Raw genomic sequence first — 3,368 nt, forward strand, 5'->3', positions numbered from 1 at the left:
AATGGTACCAAGCCGAAAGTCGGGGTCGATTTTTGGCTGCGTGACGTGTAAATTCAAGACCTTAGGCGTCCAAAGCGCAAGCCGTTGATGGCGCCTCGGGAGTGGTGAGTGCGATGAAAACGGCCAAATTCGCGATCGGACAAGTGGTTCGCCACAAGCTGTTTCCGTTCCGTGGCGTGATCTTCGACGTCGATCCGCAATTCGCCAACACGGAAGAATGGTATGATGCCATTCCATCGGAAATGCGTCCGCGCAAGGACCAGCCCTTCTACCACCTTCTCGCCGAGAATTCCGAGACCGAGTATATCGCCTACGTGTCCGAGCAGAACCTGCTCGAGGACCGGTCGGGCGAGCCGGTCCGGCATCCGCGGATCGGCGAGATGTTCGACAAGCTGTCCGACGGCCGCTACGAGCCGAAACGCCACTCGAAGCACTGAAAGCTCGATCGGCGGCAACAAAAAAGCGGGGCGTTTGCCCCGCTTTTTTGCATGCTGGAGAAACGCTCCGGCGATCAGTTGGCGGTCTTGGCCTTGTCCTGCTCTTCCTTGAGCTTCTTGGCGAAGTCCTGGTTGTTCTTGGCGACGAAGTCCTGCAGCTTCTTCTGGCGGTCCTCGATGTCCGACTGCTGCAGCGGCGGGCCGTCATAGGCGCCGCTGAAGCCGGTCAGCGCGACCTTGATCGGGTTCGGCTGGTTCTGGAAGTTGATCGAGGTGAGGCTGATCGCCTGGCCCTTCTTGAAGGACGCGACGAGCTGGTCGGTCAGCGGCACTTCGGCGACGCAGCGGTCCGGGAAGCAGATGACATAGTCGAGCTTCTGCGCCTTGCCGCCGTCGATCTGCAAGCCGATGCCCGGCGGAATTAGGCGCCCGGTCGGCACCGTGACCTGGAACACCTTGCGGTTCACCTTGCCCTTGAGCTCGATCAGGCTGATGCCGGTGACGAGCTGGCCATTGCCGGCGGTGACGATGTTCTGGACATTGCAGATGTCGACATCTTCCTGCTTGGTGCAGGCCTTGAACCAACCCTGCGGAATCTGCGGCTGCTGCTGAGCCGAAGCGGTGAAAAGCCCGGCGCCCAGGACGCCGACCACGCCTGCGGCCAGCACCGAAAGGCGATACGCATTGCTCGTCATATGGTGCACTTTCCTCTCAAATGATCCCGGGGGAACGGCTTCTTCGTGCCGTGTGGTCCCGCTACCTGTTGCCCAAATGAGGCAACAGCATGACTTCGGAGCGCGTGTTACACTGCCAGCCGCGCCGAATCCAGCCCGGGTTCCGCGATTTCTTCCTGGCTTCTCCTCCCTGGACGAACCTCGATTGGCGATGCACTGGCGGAACCCGTTTCCAATGGCGCGCGCCGATTCAATCGGGGGGCGAAATGCTCTAGGGTGCGTGTCGAATCACAAAGCTGTCCGGCAAGGAGACGGTCATGGACCGCGTTCTCGTTCGGCTGATCGCCGCGACCTCGTTTCTGGCCCTCTCGCTCCTTCCGGCCCTGTCGGAACCGAAGCACGGCATTGCCATGCAGGGCGAACCGGCGCTGCCGCCGGACTATCAGCATTTCGACTACGTCAATCCCGATGCGCCGAAGGGCGGCAGCGTCACCTATTGCGTCGTCGGCAGCTTCGACAATCTCAACCCCTTCATCCTGAAGAGCCTGCGCACCACCGCCCGCGGTATGATCGACACGGTCTACGGCAACCTCGTCTTCGAGCCGTTGATGCAGCGCAGCTACAACGAGCCTTTCAGCCTGTACGGCCTCCTCGCCGACAGCGTGGATATGGATCCGGACCGCAAGAGCATCGAGTTCCATCTCAACCCCGACGCCAAATGGTCCGACGGCCAGCCGGTGACGCCGGAAGACGTGCTGTTCACCTATGATGTCTTCACCGACAAGGGCCGCCCGCCCTACAGCGATCGCATGAGCATGATCGCCAAGCTGGAGAAGACCGGCGACCACAGCGTCAAGTTCACGTTCAACGACAAGGCCAACCGCGAGTTTCCGCTGATCGTCGCGCTGACGCCGATCATCCCCAAACACGCCTTCGACAAGGACACTTTCGACAAGACCACGCTGAAGCCGCTGATCGGCAGCGGGCCCTACACTGTGGACAAGGTGCAGCCCGGCCAGCGCATCGTCTTCAAGCGCAATCCCAATTACTGGGGCAAGGACATCCCGTCGAAGCGCGGCTTCGACAATTTCGACCAGATCACGATCGAATATTTCCTCAACGCCAATGCCAAGACGGAAGCGTTCAAGAAAGGCATCTGCGCTCTCGACGACGAGACCGATCCGGTCAAGCGCGAGCGTGATGTCGACTTCCCGGCCTTTCGCAAGGGTGACGTGAAGCAGGAATATTTCGACACCGGCATACCTCCTGTGGTGACGGGTTTCCTCTTCAACACCCGGCTTCCGAAGTTTTCCAACCCCGTCGTGCGGCGCGCGCTCGGCATGCTCTACGACTTCGAATGGGCGAACAAGAACCTGTTTGCCGGCAAGTTCAACCGCACCATGAGCTTCTGGCAGAACTCCGATCTGTCCGCGCTCGGCCATCCTGCCGACGACCGGGAGAAGGCGTTGCTCGCTCCCTACCCCGGCCAGGTTCCGGCCGACGTCATGGACGGCACCTGGCGGCCGCCGGTGACCGACGGCTCCGGCCAGGATCGCAAGGTGCTGCGAGCGGCTTTCGAGATGCTGAAGGGCGCCGGCTATCACGTAGAGGATGGCCGGATGCTCGATCCTCAGGGCAATCCCTTCGGCTTCGAGATCATGACGTCGTCGCAGGATGAGGAGCGGCTTGCAGCCCTCTATCAGCGCACGCTGGAGAAGATCGGCATCGACGTCACCATTCGCAGCCTCGACGGCGACCAGATCCAGTCACGCAAACAGCGTTTCGACTTCGAGGTGCTCGTCGGCTCGAGCGGCTTCAACAATTCGCTGTCGCCCGGCAGCGAGCAGGTCGGGCGCTGGGGATCGGTCGCCGCCAGGCAGGAGGGGTCGTTCAATCTCGCCGGCGTCGCCGATCCCGCCATCGACGCGGCGATCAACGCGATGCTGAATGCGCGCACCAAGGAAGACTATGTCGCCGCGGTCCGCGTGCTCGACCGGTTGCTGATCTCAGGCAACTACATGGTTCCCATGCAATACAACACGCAGCAGTGGGTCGCTTACTGGACCTATCTGGAACATCCGCGAAAGACTCCCATATTCGGCTATCAGCTGCCGACCTGGTGGCGAAAGCCCAACTGACGCAATCCCCAACCGACGCAAACAGGGAGACGAGCATGAGCGCCGAGAACTCGATCACCGTCGACGTGGTGTCCGATGTCGTCTGCCCGTGGTGCTTCATCGGCCAGAAACGGCTGGAC

General features: G+C 61.2%; 4 protein-coding genes. 3 read left to right on the forward strand and 1 reads right to left on the reverse strand.

Translation table 11 applies throughout. The features are described 5' to 3' along the window. The first annotated feature begins 113 nt into the window (after positions 1-113). The gene (gene hspQ / locus EOA38_RS31385; protein WP_189435041.1) at positions 114-437 is read left to right on the forward strand and encodes a heat shock protein HspQ; all 324 of its coding nucleotides are present in this window, start codon (positions 114-116) and stop codon (positions 435-437) included. Positions 438-511: 74 nt separating this feature from the next. On the opposite strand, the gene EOA38_RS31390 is transcribed toward hspQ, so the two are convergent. Continuing rightward, positions 512-1,141: an invasion associated locus B family protein gene (locus EOA38_RS31390; RefSeq protein ID WP_127301047.1), complete on the reverse strand. Its 630-nt coding sequence runs from the start codon at positions 1,139-1,141 to the stop codon at positions 512-514. 287 nt (positions 1,142-1,428) lie between these two features. Between EOA38_RS31390 and EOA38_RS31395 the strand changes: the two genes are divergently transcribed. Then, positions 1,429-3,249, forward strand: coding sequence for an extracellular solute-binding protein (locus tag EOA38_RS31395; protein ID WP_127301048.1), 1,821 nt, complete (start codon positions 1,429-1,431; stop codon positions 3,247-3,249). Between the two features lie 35 nt (positions 3,250-3,284). Further along, a partial coding sequence (locus tag EOA38_RS40625; RefSeq protein WP_245480961.1) for a DsbA family protein occupies positions 3,285-3,368 on the forward strand: 84 nt, incomplete at its 3' end.

Origin of the sequence: Mesorhizobium sp. M1E.F.Ca.ET.041.01.1.1 (assembly GCF_003997355.1) — a bacterium.
In the GTDB taxonomy this organism is placed as follows: domain Bacteria; phylum Pseudomonadota; class Alphaproteobacteria; order Rhizobiales; family Rhizobiaceae; genus Mesorhizobium.

Bases quoted from the DNA above. Each gene is read 5' to 3' on its own strand.
- hspQ (WP_189435041.1), top strand. From the start codon at position 114: ATGAAAACGGCCAAATTCGCGATCGGACAAGTGGTTCGCCACAAGCTG.
- EOA38_RS31395 (WP_127301048.1), top strand. From the start codon at position 1,429: ATGGACCGCGTTCTCGTTCGGCTGATCGCCGCGACCTCGTTTCTGGCC.